Source organism: Ensifer sp. 22521 (assembly GCF_052044795.1).
Taxonomy (GTDB): Bacteria; Pseudomonadota; Alphaproteobacteria; order Rhizobiales; family Rhizobiaceae; genus Ensifer.
The window spans coordinates 44,136-59,339 of sequence record NZ_JBQENM010000031.1 but is presented as its reverse complement, the minus strand read 5'-3'; the positions used below and the strand labels follow the sequence as shown (position 1 = coordinate 59,339).

12 protein-coding genes and 2 pseudogenes are annotated in these 15,204 nt (G+C 63.5%); 9 read left to right on the top strand and 5 right to left on the bottom strand.

Going from position 1 to position 15,204, the window contains the following annotated elements; all coding sequences use genetic code 11:
- Positions 1 to 114: 114 nt before the first annotated feature.
- Positions 115 to 1,101, top strand: a complete 987-nt coding sequence (locus tag ACTJKE_RS31275) for a cyclase family protein (protein WP_082663614.1) — start codon at positions 115 to 117, stop codon at positions 1,099 to 1,101.
- 162 nt (positions 1,102 to 1,263) lie between these two features.
- Here the strand turns inward: ACTJKE_RS31275 and ACTJKE_RS31270 are convergent, their stop codons facing one another.
- Entirely contained in the window at positions 1,264 to 2,748 is a 1,485-nt protein-coding gene (locus ACTJKE_RS31270; RefSeq protein ID WP_440693446.1) for an MDR family MFS transporter, read from the bottom strand.
- A gap of 188 nt (positions 2,749 to 2,936) precedes the next feature.
- Positions 2,937 to 3,068: pseudogene (locus ACTJKE_RS31265) on the bottom strand (ABC transporter permease); the annotation flags it as partial.
- Here ACTJKE_RS31265 and ACTJKE_RS31260 point away from each other — a divergent pair.
- A pseudogene (locus ACTJKE_RS31260) lies at positions 3,067 to 3,585 on the top strand (substrate-binding domain-containing protein). The pseudogenes ACTJKE_RS31265 and ACTJKE_RS31260 overlap by 2 nt on opposite strands.
- Positions 3,586 to 3,623: 38 nt before the next feature.
- Here the strand turns inward: ACTJKE_RS31260 and ACTJKE_RS31255 are convergent.
- Positions 3,624 to 4,355 carry a pyridoxamine 5'-phosphate oxidase family protein gene (locus ACTJKE_RS31255; RefSeq protein ID WP_113513085.1) on the bottom strand — a complete coding sequence of 244 codons (732 nt, stop codon included), beginning with the start codon at positions 4,353 to 4,355 and terminating at the stop codon, positions 3,624 to 3,626.
- A gap of 79 nt (positions 4,356 to 4,434) precedes the next feature.
- Between ACTJKE_RS31255 and pdxR the strand changes: the two genes are divergently transcribed.
- Entirely contained in the window at positions 4,435 to 5,868 is a 1,434-nt protein-coding gene (pdxR, locus tag ACTJKE_RS31250; protein WP_440693444.1) for a MocR-like pyridoxine biosynthesis transcription factor PdxR, read from the top strand.
- 18 nt (positions 5,869 to 5,886) lie between these two features.
- Here the strand turns inward: pdxR and ACTJKE_RS31245 are convergent, their stop codons facing one another.
- Positions 5,887 to 6,735, bottom strand: a complete 849-nt coding sequence (locus ACTJKE_RS31245) for a LysR substrate-binding domain-containing protein (RefSeq protein ID WP_440693442.1) — start codon at positions 6,733 to 6,735, stop codon at positions 5,887 to 5,889.
- A 97-nt stretch (positions 6,736 to 6,832) separates the two neighbouring features.
- Here ACTJKE_RS31245 and ACTJKE_RS31240 point away from each other — a divergent pair, with 97 nt between their 5' ends.
- The 6 genes from ACTJKE_RS31240 (at position 6,833) to ACTJKE_RS31215 (ending at position 13,194) form a co-directional block, all read left to right on the top strand.
- Positions 6,833 to 8,143, top strand: a complete 1,311-nt coding sequence (locus ACTJKE_RS31240; protein WP_440693440.1) for an aspartate aminotransferase family protein — start codon at positions 6,833 to 6,835, stop codon at positions 8,141 to 8,143.
- A gap of 366 nt (positions 8,144 to 8,509) precedes the next feature.
- The gene (locus ACTJKE_RS31235; protein ID WP_113513081.1) at positions 8,510 to 9,682 is read left to right on the top strand and encodes an ABC transporter substrate-binding protein; all 1,173 of its coding nucleotides are present in this window, start codon (positions 8,510 to 8,512) and stop codon (positions 9,680 to 9,682) included.
- A 183-nt stretch (positions 9,683 to 9,865) separates the two neighbouring features.
- Complete coding sequence (locus tag ACTJKE_RS31230) at positions 9,866 to 10,732, top strand: branched-chain amino acid ABC transporter permease (RefSeq protein ID WP_057251667.1); 867 nt, start codon at positions 9,866 to 9,868, stop codon at positions 10,730 to 10,732.
- A complete protein-coding gene (locus ACTJKE_RS31225) occupies positions 10,729 to 11,733 on the top strand; it encodes a branched-chain amino acid ABC transporter permease (protein WP_156436923.1) in 1,005 nt (334 codons plus the stop codon). Before ACTJKE_RS31230 ends, ACTJKE_RS31225 begins: the two co-directional genes overlap by 4 nt.
- Positions 11,733 to 12,497, top strand: coding sequence for an ABC transporter ATP-binding protein (locus ACTJKE_RS31220; protein WP_058323238.1), 765 nt, complete (start codon positions 11,733 to 11,735; stop codon positions 12,495 to 12,497). The genes ACTJKE_RS31225 and ACTJKE_RS31220 overlap by 1 nt, the downstream gene beginning before the upstream one ends.
- Complete coding sequence (locus ACTJKE_RS31215) at positions 12,478 to 13,194, top strand: ABC transporter ATP-binding protein (protein ID WP_058323239.1); 717 nt, start codon at positions 12,478 to 12,480, stop codon at positions 13,192 to 13,194. The genes ACTJKE_RS31220 and ACTJKE_RS31215 overlap by 20 nt, the downstream gene beginning before the upstream one ends.
- A 24-nt stretch (positions 13,195 to 13,218) precedes the next feature.
- Here ACTJKE_RS31215 and ACTJKE_RS31210 read toward each other — a convergent pair whose 3' ends face one another.
- Entirely contained in the window at positions 13,219 to 15,192 is a 1,974-nt protein-coding gene (locus ACTJKE_RS31210; protein WP_440639179.1) for a CHASE2 domain-containing protein, read from the bottom strand.
- Positions 15,193 to 15,204: the final 12 nt, after the last annotated feature.

Here is a 15,204-nt window from a genome sequence, read left to right as displayed (position 1 = left end):
AATTTCTCCAGAGTTAAATATCTATTCTCCATATCGCTGATTATTCGAGATGCCGCCAGCAATAAGGTGAGCTCAGCTTCCTGATGTTCAGGCAATGCAGAAAAGGAGTTCACCATGTTCAACACCGCAACGTTCAGCCGCACAGTGGCGGTCTCTCTCGTGGCCGGATTGCTGGGGAGCGCGGCCTTCGCGCAGGAGGTCGGCAAGAGCCCCTGGGGGCCGAAGGACGAAATCGGGCGCCTCAACCTGATCACGCCCGCCTCACGGGCTGCGATCCTATCGCGCATCGAGGGTGCCAAGTCCTACGACCTCGCGGTGGAGTATTTCATCGGCATGCCAAGCTGGGAGGCGGCCGGCGACCCGCCATACCAGATGTGGATGACCCACACGCCGCACGGAACAACGGTTTCTGACCCGATGAAGGTCGGCAAAGAGATGAACCAGCACGTCAGTTACTCCGGCTCGGCCGTTTCGATGTACGCGCATATGGGCACGCATATCGATGCGCTGAACCACTTCGGCCTGAACGGCAAGATATGGAACGGTTATGCGGCAGCCGATCACCTCGGAGACCAGGGCTGGACCGTCACCGGCGCGGAGAAACTGCCGCCGATTGTTGCGCGCGGCGTCCTGATCGATGTCGCGGCGGCGAAGGGCATGCAGATGCTGCCGGAGAACTACCGCATTACCCGCAAGGACCTGCTGGAGGCGCTCGACAGCCAGGGCGTCAAGCTCCAGCAAGGCGACGTGGCACTGATCCGCACGGGGCGTATGCAGCACTACGAAGACAAGTCCGCCTATATGAGCAACCCACCCGGGCTGAGCATCGATGCGGCGAAGTTCCTGGTCGAAGACGGCGGCGCCATGGTCGTCGGTGCCGACAACCTGAGCTTCGAAGCGTTTCCGGCAGAAACCGAAAACAACTACATCCCGGTTCACACCTATCTGCTGGCCCAGCAGGGCGCGCCGATCATCGAGCTCATCAATCTCGAAGAGTTGTCGAAGGACCGGATCTACGAGTTCGTCTTTGTCGGCGCGTCGCTCAAGTTCCGCGGGGCTGATGCCGCACCGATCCGCCCCGTCGCCTTCCCGCTGCGCTAGTCTTTTCCTGAAAGCTCTTGCTTGAGAGGAAGAGCCAGCCGAACGATCAAACGACGAAGGCGCCGCGGCAACTCCGGGGCGCCTTCGCTCTGTCATCGCGCGATCTGAAAACAGGCCCTGTCTCACCGATTGGTAAACGCCCGCGCGCTTTCTGCGGTGCCACTAATCGATGGCGGCGGGTATCTCTGTTTCGGCGCGGCCGCGCAGCGGCTTTTCCGGCATCAGATGGAACATCGCGAGCGACAGCACCATCGCCGCGGTGCAAGCGGCGAAAATATAGGCGAATGGCAGTGCCGAGGCGGTCGTGGCACTGATCGCCTGAATGGCTTCACCACCCAGCGGTAGGCCATTGCCGAGCGCGATCGCGCCGAGGATCGCGACACCAAGGGCGCCGCCGAGCGATCGCAGGAAGGTCAGGACGCCGGTTGCCACGCCGAGATGCGCCTGGTCGACGGCGTTTTGCACGGAAATGGTCGCGACCGGAAACGTCATGCCGGAGCCGAAGCCCGCGCCCGAGGTCAATAGCACCAGCACCGATAGGGTTGTTCGCCCGGCGAGAGCGGCGAGCGCCGCCAGGCAGAGGAAGCTGAGGATGCTGCCGACGAGTGCCATTCGCTTGTAGTGGACGAGGCGCGGTATCGTCCGCGCGCTGGTCGTTGCTCCGAACACGGTGCCAAGCAACAGGCCGAGCATGATCAGCCCCGAGCCACCGGCGGAGAGGCCATGGAACGATTGCGCGTAGACCGGGAGGTAGACTGAAAGGCCGACATTGGCGCCCTGCGCCAGAAACATCGCCAGGGTTCCATAACGCACGATCGGATTGCTGAGCACTTCGAGCGAAATCAGAGGCTCGGTCACGCGCCGAAGGCGCAAGGCGAACGCACCCCAGAGAAGCGCCGAACAGCCGAGCAAACCGGCGATCTCCGGCGAAAGCCATGCATAGCGGCTGCCGCCCCAATTCAGCGCCAGCAGCAGAAGCGCGATCGCGGCGACGAGCAATGTGGCGCCTGCTCCATCGATCCGGTGCGCCCTGGTTATAACAGGCAGTTTCTTCAACGGATTGCTGATGATCGCCAGGGCCGCAAGGCCGAGCGGGATGTTGATCCAGAAAATCAACGACCAATGGAGATGTTCGGCGAAGGTGCCGCCCAAAAGCGGCCCGGCGATGCTTGCCACGGCCCATGTTCCGGAAATCCAAGCGGCATAGCGTGCGCGCTCGCGTGGTGGGACGAGGTCGCCGATCACCGTTTGCGAGAGGGCGAAGAGACCGCCGCCACCCAGGCCCTGGACCGCGCGGCCGATGATCAGCGTCAGCATGTTCGGCGCCAGCGCGCTTATCAGCGATCCCGCAAGGAAGATGATCACGGCGGCGAAGATCGTCGGCCGTCGCCCGTGAATATCGGAGATCTTGCCATAAAGGGGAGCCATGGCCGTCGCGGTCAGGAGATAGGCCGTCACGACCCAGGGCAGATAGTCGCTGTGTCCGAGGGTCTTGCCGATCGTAGGCATGGCGGGTGCCACGATCGTCTGGTCGAGTGCGGCCAGAAGCATCGCGAGAAGGACTCCCCCGATGATGACGTTCTTCTCCGGCTCCGAGAGAGAGGCCGCCGTCGCGGTCGTTTCACTAGGGTGACGTATCTCATTCATGCGGGTGGTCCGATGCAGTCATTTCCACTTTGACGAGAGGCATTCAGAATGCTTGGGCGCGCGATAGTCAACCGTCCGAGTGACCGGGAGCTTCTCGCCGCCTGATGATCGGGGGAAGCAAAGCGGGGTCGACCGAGCCGCCTCGTGAGACGGATCTGGCGGGCGAGGCAGTCTGCGGGGCGACCGGGCTAGGCACTTCGGTGCCGTGCCATCAGCTTGGCCTGAAGCACGACCACGACGAGCAGGAAAGCGCCGCGGATGACCGATTGCCAGTAGGCGGAGAGCGAAATCCAGCCGAGACCGTTTTCGAAGTTCAGGATGACGGCCCTCGGTCACAAGCGCATCGGCTTCATCAATGGTGAAAGCTGGATGGACGCGGCCATGGACCGCCTGAAAGGCTATAAGCAGGCGCTCGCTTCCGCCGACATCGCCTTCGACGAGACGCTTGTGCGCGATGGCGACTGGCTGCCGCTACGCGGTTACGAGGCCGGGCTGGACCTGCTCTCCATGCCAAACCCGCCGACCGCCATCTTCTGCGGCAATGATCTGATGGCGATCGGCGTGATGGAGGCGGCACAGGAGAAGGGGCTTCGTGTGCCCGCCGATCTTTCGGTCATGGGCTACGACGACTAGGAACTAGCGCGCTACACCCATCCGCCGCTCTCGACGCTGGTGCTGCCGAACTACGAGATGGGACAGAGGGCCGCCGAGATCCTGATCGACATGGCGATCCACGGAAAACACATGCGTCCGATGACCATAAAGGTCGACGGGCCTTTGGTGGTTCGCGAAACCACCTCCGGCTGGCCCGCCCGGGCCGCGCAGGCAAAGCGATAGAGCGGCGCAACGCTTTCGGGAAACAGGATAGAGCGCCGTTAGTCGTCCGCTTCGTTGGCATAGGCGGCGATGTAGGCTTCCGTTAGCGCCTCTTCCAGCGGGCGACCCAATCGATAGGGAGAAAGCGTCTCGGGCCGCGCGACGCCGTGCGGCAAGCGCGAGCAGGGTTCGGGTGCGCCCAAAATGGTGTGCACAGGAAGGCGCTCCGCATAAACAGGCAGATCGTAGTCCTCCTCATCGTCGGCGATACCCTTGGCCCTGATCTTTGCTGAGGCCCGTTCGATTTCCATGACGATGACAGCGGTCGCCTTGATCTCTTGAGCAGTGCTCGGGCGCAGGGTCGCGGTGCGGTCCGGAAAGAGCCGGTCCACCATCATCGTCAGGGCACGCAGTTTCTCCTCCTGGTCCTCGACCAGGCGGGCGGTTCCGAAAGCCATGACCGAGCGGTAATCGGCCGAATGGTTGAAGCCGGAGCGGGCAAGCACGAGGCTGTCGAGGTGTGTGACGGTCAGGCAGGCCGGCTCGCCCGCCGACAGGTTGCGCAGCATGCGGCTGGCGCTGCTGCCGTGCCAGTAGAGGTGCCGCCCTTCACGCCAGAAGAGCGTCGGCGTGCAGAAGGGTTGGCCGTCGATGACATAGGCGACGTGGGCGAGTGCCGCCGCGTCGAGCAGCCTGTGCACCGTCTCGTGGTCGTAGAAACCACGGTCATGGCGGCGCTTGACGCGGTTGACCGTATCGACGGGGTAGGCGGGCGTGGAATGTTCGGTCACGGCTGGTTCCTTTCAGGCTTGCATCCTGAAGGTTCGCATGAACAGACTGGTTTGAAATAGGTCCACTTTTGTAATCTTCATGCCAACCACTTCTCTTCCAAGACAGGGATCGGCCTTCCCGCCGATCGAACTTGATCGCTCGATCCGCAACCAGGCGCTTCGGGTCCACAGTGGGTTGCGTGCCGCCATCGTCGACGGTTTGCTGGCGCCCGGCTCCCGTCTGCCGTCGAGCCGCGAGCTTTCCGCCCAACTTGGCATAGGCCGCAATATGATCGTTGCGGCCTATGAGCATCTCGCGAGCGACGGACTGATCGAGGCCCGTCACGGCTCGGGCACCTATGTCTCGTCCAGCCTGCCGACACCGCCGTCCATTGCAACGGCACCGGATATCCCGCTGGCCTTTGGCGGCCGGTCGCCCTTCGCTCTCGGCCAGACCCATGTGGAGCCGGCTTTTCTTGCACGGCTGGCTGCGGCCACCCGGCGTCATATCGCGGAGGCGAGCGTCGACGACCTTGCCTATGGCGACCCGCGCGGCAGCTTGCATTTGCGCCGACAGATCGCAGACTTCCTGGCCGTCAACCGAGGCATCCGTTGCGATCCAGGCTGTGTGGTGATCGTCAGCGGCACCCAGCACGGGCTGAGGCTGTGCGTCGACGCACTGCTTGCGCCGGGAGATTGTGCCTGGGTCGAGGAGCCCGGCTATGGCGTGTCGCGCTCGACACTGATGGCAGCAGGTGTGCGGCTTGTGCCGGTGCCGGTCGACGGGGCAGGGATCGATGTTGCAGCGGGTTTTGCACGAAACCCTGGCGCCAGGGCTGCCTATGTCACCCCTTCGCACCAGTTTCCGACCGGTGTGAAAATGGCGATGGACCGACGTGTGGCGCTGATCGATTGGGCTGACGCGACTGGCGCCTGGATCTTCGAGGACGACTACGACAGCGAGTTCCGCTATTCAGGTCCTCCGCTGACGGCACTGGCAGGGCTTGCGCCGGACCGCGTCGTCTATCTCGGGACCTTCGCCAAGACGCTGTTTCCGGGGTTGCGGCTGGGTTACGTGGTGGTGCCTCCAGGCGCATTGGGACGGGTGTTGGCGCGTCGCGCCGCCTTCGACCGGTTCATGCCGGTTTTCCTGCAGAACGCCGTGGCCGATCTCCTGGCGGATGGATCGGTCGCGTCCCATTTGCGCAAGAGCCAGAGGCGCTATCGTGTCGCCCGCGATCAACTGGCTGAAATTGTCAACGCCACATCCCGGGGGACACTGTGCTCGGATGTCCCGGAACAGGGCCTTCACATGATCGTCCGGCCGCGCGACGGGCTCGCGCCGGGCCTGTCGCAATTGATCCGGGCGGAAGCGAAAATCGAAGCGGTGCTTCTGTCCGAAACCTTCATGGAGCGACGCGACGCCGAAGGCCTCATCCTCGGGTTCTCAGGATATGAAACCGGTGCGCTGCGGGCGGCAGCCACGCGCCTGGGAACCACCGCGCTCAAACTGGCCGACGATTCTCGGTGGTGACCACCCCACGCGACACCTTCAAATGGTGGGCAACACGGTTCTTACGTGGTCCGCGAGTGCCTTCACCGCGGATGACGGGCGAAGTTCGGCAAATTCGAGCGCAATGCCGATCGTCGGGAGCTTCGGCAATCCGGCCGAAATGACGTGCAGGTCGGAGGGGACGGCGGTTCTCGTTAGAACACTGATCGCATGGCCGGATCGGGCAAATGCGATGAGACCGGCAAGGCTGTTGCTCGCAAAGGCGACGCGGTACCGACGATTGACCGCCTCCATCGCGTCGCAGGCTGTCCGGTAGTCGAGCGTCGTCGGGGCTGACAAGGCTAAGGGCAGGGAGACACGGTCGAGGATCTCCGGTTCTGCAGCCTTGCCGACCCACACGAAGTCTTCGGTGCGAATGGTCTCGCCGTTTGAAACATCGGCAATTGACACGAGCGCCAGATCGATTTGCCGCCGCAGCAACATTGGGCGCAGTTCCGTGGTCGGTGCGCAGACCATGCGCAATTCGACCTCCGGGTGCTGATCGAGAAAGCGCTCGATGATCCCTGGGAGAAAGGCGATTGAATAATCTTCCGGGCATCCCAGGGTCACGGAACCTTTGAGACCGTTGCCTTCCATCTCCGCCAGGATCTCATCGTGCCCGGCGAGAAGATGTTCGGCATGGGCCAGCAGCTTTTCACCGGCCGCGGTCAGCCGTACGCCGGATCCGGTGCGATGGAAGAGCGCCTGCTCGAGAAAGTCCTCCAGACGCTGCATCTGCATGCTGAGCGTCGATTGCGTTCGCCCGACCTGAAGGGAGGCAAGGCTGATTGAGCCCGCCCGCGCGATGACGGCGAAATTTCGAAGCAAGGCAAGATCGAGATTTCTCATGATATCAAAATATCCAATATCGGAGCGGAATACTATCAATTTGCATGAGGCCATAACTCCCACTAGCCATTGAGAACCGCCAACGAGGAGCAATCTGATGTCGCTGAATTCCGATCCTGCTTTCTGGGCCTCCGCCAACAAACATCTCACGCGCTATGGGTCCGGTTTCGAGGCGATCATCGTGGAACGCGCGGAGGGAAGCTTCGTCTATGATGCGGACGGTCGCGCCGTTCTGGACTTCACCTCCGGACAGATGAGCGGTGTTCTCGGCCATACTCACCCTGACATTGTTGCGACCGTCGACCGGCAAATGCGGACGGTCGCCCATCTCTTCAGCGGCATGCTGTCGCGGCCCGTCGTCGAGCTCGCCACGCGCCTTGCCGCGCTTGCGCCGGGGCTCGACCGGGTTCAGCTTCTGACAACGGGCGCTGAGTCGAACGAGGCGGCCATTCGCATGGCGAAGCTGGTGACCGGCGGCCACGAGGTCGTCGCCTTCGCGCAGAGCTGGCACGGAATGACGGGGGCCGCCGCCTCAGCGACCTACAGCGCCGGCCGAAAGGGATACGGTCCCGCCGCCGCCGGCTCGTTCGTGATCCCGGCGCCGAACGCCTACCGGCCGCGGTTCACCCACCCGGATGGGAGCAATGATTGGCAGACGGAGCTCGACGATGCCTTCTCGTTGATCGACCGGCAGTCGACGGGCAGCCTCGCGGCGTTCATCGCAGAACCGATCCTTTCGAGCGGAGGGATCCTCGAACTTCCGCCGGGCTACCTCGCCGCGCTCAAGCGCAAGTGCGAGGAACGGGGCATGCTGCTGATCCTCGATGAGGCCCAGACGGGCATCGGCCGGACTGGGCATATGTTCGCCTTCGAGCGTGACGGCGTGACGCCCGACATTCTCACCTTGTCGAAGACATTGGGCGCCGGGCTGCCGCTTGCCGCCGTCATGACGACGGCGGAGATCGAGCAAAAGGCCCATGAAAGGGGCTTCCTCTTCTATACCACCCACGTCTCGGATCCGCTGCCAGCGGCAGTCGGCGTAACGGTGCTCGACGTGGTCGAACGTGACGGCCTGGTCGAACAGGCGATCGCGCGCGGCGAGCTGTTGCGCAGGGGTCTCCTGTCGCTTCAACAAAGGTTCGAATGTGTCGGCGATATCAGGGGCCGCGGCCTTCTCCTTGGGCTCGAAGTTGTCGCTGACCGGCAGACGAAGGCTCCGGGCTTCGATCTGGGTGCCAGGGTCATGGAGGAGGCGATGCGGCGCGGTCTCAGCATGAACATCGTCAAGCTTCCCGGGATGGGCGGCGTCTTTCGCATCGCTCCGCCACTGACCGTTTCGGACGGAGAGATCGATCTCGGACTGGAGATCCTGTCGGCTTCCATCGACGCGGCCATGCGTGCCGGCTGAACGCGCTCGCGTGCAGATTTTCGTTTCATCCCAAGATACCGCCAACCCGCATCGGAAACCTGATGCGGGTTGGCCTGTCCCGTTGGCAGGTTGAAGCATAGCGCCAAAGCCATCATGGACGCGACCTTGCAGCCGATAGGGGCGGCGTCGTCATTCTGTTTTCGTCGACGTGGCGCGCATCGCCGTTAAATACGCGCCCGGCGGCTGGACCCGATCTCGCAGGAAACATAACTCCCCGATTATGATTTTGGCCCCATATTTCATTTTTACATCACCGTTTGGCATGGCAAGTTGACGCCTATCAAATCAACGGGGTTTGTGAGGACGATGCGGGTTCGGGAGCGATCGGCGTCGCAGGGAGGAAACATGAAACGGATGATTCTGGCTGCGATCGCGGCTTTGGCAATGAGCGGCGCGGCCTATGCCGACACGATCAAGATCGGTGTTGTCGGGCCATTCTCCGGTCCGTTCGCGCTTCAGGGCAAGAACTTCAAGGCTGGCATCGATGCCTATATGTCGCTGAACGGCAGCAAGGTCGGCGACGACGATATCGAGATCATCTATCGCGACGTGCCGCAGGCCGATCCGGCCCAGGCGAAGGCGCTGGCACAGGAACTGGTGGTGAAAGAAGGCGTGCAATATCTCGCCGGCTTCTACTTCACGCCGGATGCCATGGCGGTAACGCCGCTCCTTACCCAGGCGAACGTGCCGCTCGTCATCATGAACGCGGCAACCTCGGCAATCGTTACGAAGAGCCCGCTCGTCGTGCGCACCTCGTTCACCACCTGGCAGACTTCGACGCCGATCGCCAAGGTTGCCAAGGACGCCGGCGTTTCCAAGGTCATTTCGGTCGTCAGCGATTACGGCCCGGGCGTCGATGCCGAGAACGCCTTCAAGGCGGGTTTCGAGGCGGCCGGCGGTCAGGTCGTCGAGGCGATCCGCATGCCGCTCGCGACCAATGATTTCTCGCCGATCATGCAGCGCATCAAGGATTCGGGCGCCGAGGGCGTGTTCGCCTTCCTGCCGTCCGGTCCGACGACGCTCGGTTTCGTCAAGGCCTTCAAGGAGAACGGCCTGAAGGACGGCGGCATCAAGTTCTTCGCCCCCGGCGACCTGACGCAGGAATCCGACCTGCCGGCACTCGGCGAGGCAGCGCTCGGCATCCAGACGACCTTCCACTACGCGGTTTCGCATGACTCGCCTGAGAACAAGGCCTTCGTCGAAGCAGCCGGCAAGGCGATCGGCAATCCGGCCGAACTCTCGTTCCCTTCGGTCGGTGCCTATGACGGCATGCATGTCATCTACAAGATGATCGAGGCGACCGGTGGCGAGCAGGATGCGGCCAAGGCAGTGGAGGCCGTAAAGGGTTTCTCCTGGACAAGCCCGCGCGGCCCCGTGACGATCGATCCGGAATCACGCCACATCACGCAAAACATCTACCTGCGCGAAGTCGCCAAGGCTGATGACGGCACCTACTACAACAAGGAAATCCAGACCTTCGAGAAGCAGGGCGACCCCGGTCTCGCTGCGCTGAAGTAGGCAGGTTGGGGCGGGCGCACAGCGCCTGCCGACACCGATGATGCGCTGATCAGCGGCGCCCATGAACGAAGCCATGTGCCCGCCCGCGACGTCACAGTGCTGGCGCAGGAGTAGCGCTCCGCGCATATAATGCGCCCCGAATCCGGCGCAGCAAAAACTGGAAGAAAGGGCACGGATAGCCCCATGCAAACCGTCCTCAGCATTGCGATCGATGCCCTTGCCTATGGCATGGTGCTCTTCGTCATCTCCATCGGCCTTTCGGTGACCATGGGCCTGATGCGCGTGGTCAATCTGGCGCACGGCGCCTTTGCCATGATCGGCGGCTACATCGCCTCCTATGCGGCCCGCGATCTTGGCCTTGCCTATGGCTTTGCCGTGCTGCTTGCGATCTTCGGCACTATCGTTATTGCCGTGCCCATCGAACGCCTGCTCTACCGGCGCATCTATGGCGCGCCGGAACTGACCCAGGTGCTGATGACCATCGGCATCACCTTCTGCATTATCGGAATCGCCAACTACGTCTTCGGCCCGACGTTGAAGACGGTGCCGTTGCCGAGCGAATTGCAGGGATCGGTGGATCTCGGTTTCCGGGCGATCGCCACGCACCGCATCTTCGCAATCGTCTGCGGCCTCGCGGTTGCCGCCGGCCTCTGGTACGCGATCGAAAAGACCGCCTTTGGCGTGAAGCTGCGTGCCTCGGTCGACAATGCGGCGATGGCTGCCGCCCTCGGGGTGCGCACGGAGATCGTCTATGCCGTGAGCTTTGCGGTTGCCGTCGGGCTCGCCGCCTTCGGCGGCGTCGTCGGCGCCGAGTTGCTTCCGGTCGAGCCCTATTATGCGCTGCGCTACATGGTGACCTTCCTGGTCGTCGTCTCCGTCGGCGGTGCCGGGTCGATCCCGGGTGCGCTCGTCGCCTGCCTGCTGCTCGGCGCGATCGATACGACCGGTCGCTATCTCATGCCGGAATTCGGCGAGTTCTTCTTCTATCTGGCCGTGATCGCGATCATCTGCGTCTTTCCGCGCGGGCTCGCCGGGAGGGCCAAGGGATGACCATGACGACGACGAACGACATGATTGCGGCATCCCCAGCGCGCCGGCGTTTCGGCGGTGGAGACGTCATCGGCGTGGCGATCATCCTGCTGGTCGCGGTGATCGGCTATTTCCTCTTTCCCAACAATCTGGCGCTTCTGACCCGGATCATCGCCGCGGCACTTCTGGTGCTGTCGCTGGATCTCGTCACCGGCTATTGCGGCGTCGCGACACTCGGGCACGCTGCCCTCTTCGGCGCCGGCGCCTATGCAGCGGGCATTGCCTCGGCGCATTACGGCATCAACGATCCGCTTGCCATGCTGGCGTTCGGCATCGTGGCCGGTGCGGTTGCGGGGCTTATCTGCGGGGTCGTGATCCTGCGCGCCCACGGTCTTCCGCAATTGGTTTTGTCGATCGCGCTCATCCACCTTTTCCACGAGTTCGCCAACAAGGCATCGTCCTGGACCGGCGGTAGCGACGGCCTTTCCGGGATCGCGCCGACTGCGCTCCTCGGACTCTATGAGTTCGACCTCTGGGGCCGCACGGCCTACGTCTTCGGCGTCGTGTTGCTCGCCATCGTCTTCGTGCTGTTGCGGCTGATCGTGCGTTCGCCCTTCGGCATGCTGTGTCGTGGCATCAAGGAAGATCCGGTCCGCATCCGCTCCATGGGCGCGTCGCCGAAGATCGCGCTGACGAAAATGTACGTGATATCCGGCGCCGTTGCCGGCGTCGGCGGGGCGCTGAACGCGATCTCAACCCAGGTCGTCGGCCTCGACAGCCTCTCCTTTACGATGTCGGCCGAGAGCCTTGTCATGCTGGTGCTCGGCGGCACCGGCTCCCTCTTCGGCGCGCTGACGGGCACGGTGGTCTTCATGTTCTTCGAGGATGTGGTCTCGGCCGCCAACCCCTTCCATTGGCTGACGATGGTGGGTGCGCTGCTGATCGCCGTCGTCTTGTTCGCGCCGAAGGGCCTCTACGGCACCGCGGCCGCCTTCGTTGCCCGCCGCCGGGAGGCCAAGTGATGCAGCCGATCTTCGAAGTCCGCAATTTGAAGCGCGCCTTCGGTGGCCTTGCGGTCACCAACGATGTCAGCCTCAGTATGGCGCCGGGAGACCGGGTGGCGCTGATCGGCCCAAACGGTGCCGGCAAGACGACGTTCGTCAATCTCGTTACCGGCAACCTTCGGCCTGACTCAGGCGAAGTGCGCATCGCCGGCGAGCCCGTGACCGGCGTCGACGCGATTGGCCGCGTTCGGCGCGGGCTTGTGCGCTCGTTCCAGGTGACGCGGCTTTTTGCCGACATGACGCCGGCCGAGCATGTTGCGCTTGCCGTGCTTCAGCGGAGCGGCCGCGCCGGTCGTCTCTTCGGCAATTTTCTCGGCATGTCCGATGTCATGGCCGAGGTTCAGGAACTTCTCGGCAAGCTCGGCCTCAAGGAACTGATGCACCGCAAGGTGAGCGAGATCGCCTATGGCCAGCAGCGACTGCTGGAGATAGCCGTCGCCCTGGCGCTGAAACCGAGGGTGCTGCTGCTCGACGAGCCAGCTGCCGGCGTGCCGCAAAGCGATACCGGCCGCATCGAGCAGGCGCTGGCCGATCTGCCTGCCGACCTCGCCGTGCTGATGATCGAGCACGACATGGATCTCGTCTTCCGCTTTGCCAAGCGCGTGGTGGTGCTGGCTGCGGGCGCGATCATCTTCGACGGTTCGCCGTCGGAGGTCACCAAGGACCCGCGCGTCCGGGAAGCCTATCTGGGGAGCTATGCCAATGCCAGCCACGCCGCTTGAGGTGGAAAACCTGTCCGCGGGCTACGGCCCGACGCGCGTGCTCGAAGGCGTGTCCTTTGCCGTTCCGGCGGGCGCCCGGCTTGCCGTTCTTGGCCGCAACGGCATGGGCAAGACGACCCTGCTTGCGACCCTTGCCGGCCAAACGCGACGCTATGACGGACGCATCCGCATGGGCGGTACCGATGTGACCGCGCTGCCGAGCGCCTCGCGCGCCATGCAAGGGCTTGGCTTCGTGCCGCAGGCGCGCTGCGTCTTCCCGACGCTGACCGTCGAGGAGAACCTGTTCGTCGGGCTCAAGAACCGTCCGAAGAGCGCCATCCAGGAAGCCTACGACATGTTTCCGCGGCTTCACGAGCGGCGAAGAAACCTCGGCAGCCAGCTTTCCGGCGGCGAGCAGCAGATGTTGTCGACGGCGCGTTCAATCCTCGGGCGGCCCTCGATCCTTCTGCTCGATGAACCGCTGGAGGGGCTGGCACCCGTCATCTGCGAGGAACTGATGAAGGCCTTTGCCGAACTGGCGAAGACCGGCGACATGACCATCCTGCTGGTCGAACAACGCATCCAGAGCGCCCTCGACTTTGCCGATCAGGTGATCGTGCTCGAGCGCGGGCGCATCGCCTGGAGTGGAACGCCGGAAGCGCTCGCCAGAGACCACGATGCCGTCGAACGGCTGCTGGGAGTGGGCGGCCTCCACTGAACCGGAAACGGCTTACTTCGGTCGTTAACGGACAACGAGACGGCTGCGCTCGCGCTCGTAGTAGCGTGCGAGCGGCGGCAGGGCATTCTTCAGTTGGTCGAAGACCGCATCATCCACCAGAAGCGCGCCATCATACTTGGCTTGCACGAAGGACCGGTGCCGCTCAAGCGCTTCCTTCTTAGCGCCGACAGTGACGGTGAAGACGGGCGATACGGTGCTGCGTCCCTTGACGGTAATCCGATCCAGTTCGGCGATAGGGAAGGTTTTTTCCACGAGACGCGCAGTTTCTTCGCCGAGGAGCAGCGAGATGCCGTAGTCCTTGGAAGCCCCTTCGAGACGCGATGCGAGATTGACCGCATCGCCGAGGGCGGAATAGTCGAAGCGCTGGTGCGAACCCATGTTGCCGACGACGCACTCGCCGGTGTTGATGCCGATGCCGATCCGCAGCGTTTGCGCGGGCCGCCGCTCCCGCTTCGCCTCAGCCTCCAATTCCTCGTTGACCCGCGTGAGCGCTTTAAGCATGTCGAGCGCTGCGCGCACCGCGTGAACCGCATGGTCGGGGTCGTCAAGCGGCGCATTCCAGAAGGCCATGAGGCAGTCGCCGATATATTTGTCGATGGTTCCGCCCTGTTTCAGCACCGCATCCGACAGCGGCGTCAGTAGGCGGTTGACGAGTGTCGTCAACCGCTCAGGATCGTCCTTCATCTCCTCAGCGATGGTGGTGAAGCCGCGGATGTCGCAGAAGAGGATCGAAAGCGTGCGGCGTTCGCCGCCGAGCTTCAGATGCGACGGGTCTTTCGCCAGTCGTTCGACAAGGGCGGGGGAAAGGTACTGCTGAAAGGCGCGGGTGATTTCATGGCGCCGTCGGCGCTCTTCGGCATAGTCAAGCCCGGCCTGGCCGGCGGCCACGGTCAGGAAGGCGAGCCCCGGGCCGAGCGGCGAGAGGAAGACATGCCCGAGGCGCATGGCCACATAACTTGCCAGCACAATAAGGCTCAGCGCGACAACGGTGGATCCGAGCGTGCGCCACCCCGTTGTTCTGAGCACCGCGAAGGCGGCGAGGATCGCCGCAAACGCGATCGCCGCGATCACAACGGGTCGTGGAGCCCGCTGGACGTAGAGTTCGTGCGCAAGGTTGTCGTAGATCGTCGCCTGCATCTCTACGCCGGAAACGAGCTTGTTCGAATGGACGGTATCGGACGTCGCGAATGCGTCCGCGCCCCCATCGGCAATCGACGGAGCGTTCTGCAAGCTGAGCCCGACGAGGACCACCCGATCGCGAAAGGTACCTTCCGGCAGGAAATTGGTGGGATCGAGCGCCTGGTAATAGGAGACGGTCGGATAGGTTCGCGCCGGTCCGAAGACCTGGATGAGGGCATCGGTCGGGGGAGGTTGCGTCCGCGTGCCGGCGATCCCGGCCAGAACGGCGGCAAAGCCGTCGGGATAGTCCGGGATGGAGCGTAGCGTGCCGTCGCCACCAAGGTTGACCGAGGCAATCCCGGTTCTTGCCCCCTTGGCGGTGAAGCGGGCAAGGGGCTCGGTGCGCACGAACTGGTCGGCCTGCGGCGCTTCCACCAGCGTCTGGTCGCCGGCAAGGACGACGCCGGTATCAAGAGCTTTTTCCAGCTCGTCGTCGTTCACCGGATCGGCCGACGGCTCGGCGAAAATGACGTCCATGCCGATCGCGCGGGCGCCGGCCTTGCGCAGCGCTTCGATGAGACGGGCGTGCAGCGCGCGTGGCCACGGCCACTGCCGGCCGATCTCGGCCATCGAGGGTTCGTCGATGGCGACGACGACGGGGCTGTTTTCGGGCAGTGGCGGTGTGCCGATGGTCGACAGATAGTCGAAGCTGCGCAATTCGTTGAGCAGCCAGGCATTGGACAAGGTCGCAAGCGAAAGCGCGATGCTGACGAAGGCGGCAAGACCCAGAAGCTTCAGCCGCCGCAACGCGAGGCGACGAGCATCCAACTGTCCGTATCGGCCGCCCGATGCCTGCACGGCGACGTGCTC

Bases quoted from the DNA above. Each gene is read 5' to 3' on its own strand.
- ACTJKE_RS31275 (WP_082663614.1), top strand. From the start codon at position 115: ATGTTCAACACCGCAACGTTCAGCCGCACAGTGGCGGTCTCTCTCGTG.
- ACTJKE_RS31270 (WP_440693446.1), bottom strand. From the start codon at position 2,748: ATGAATGAGATACGTCACCCTAGTGAAACGACCGCGACGGCGGCCTCT.
- pdxR (WP_440693444.1), top strand. From the start codon at position 4,435: ATGCCAACCACTTCTCTTCCAAGACAGGGATCGGCCTTCCCGCCGATC.
- ACTJKE_RS31245 (WP_440693442.1), bottom strand. From the start codon at position 6,735: ATGAGAAATCTCGATCTTGCCTTGCTTCGAAATTTCGCCGTCATCGCG.
- ACTJKE_RS31240 (WP_440693440.1), top strand. From the start codon at position 6,833: ATGTCGCTGAATTCCGATCCTGCTTTCTGGGCCTCCGCCAACAAACAT.
- ACTJKE_RS31235 (WP_113513081.1), top strand. From the start codon at position 8,510: ATGAAACGGATGATTCTGGCTGCGATCGCGGCTTTGGCAATGAGCGGC.
- ACTJKE_RS31230 (WP_057251667.1), top strand. From the start codon at position 9,866: ATGCAAACCGTCCTCAGCATTGCGATCGATGCCCTTGCCTATGGCATG.
- ACTJKE_RS31225 (WP_156436923.1), top strand. From the start codon at position 10,729: ATGACCATGACGACGACGAACGACATGATTGCGGCATCCCCAGCGCGC.
- ACTJKE_RS31220 (WP_058323238.1), top strand. From the start codon at position 11,733: ATGCAGCCGATCTTCGAAGTCCGCAATTTGAAGCGCGCCTTCGGTGGC.
- ACTJKE_RS31215 (WP_058323239.1), top strand. From the start codon at position 12,478: ATGCCAGCCACGCCGCTTGAGGTGGAAAACCTGTCCGCGGGCTACGGC.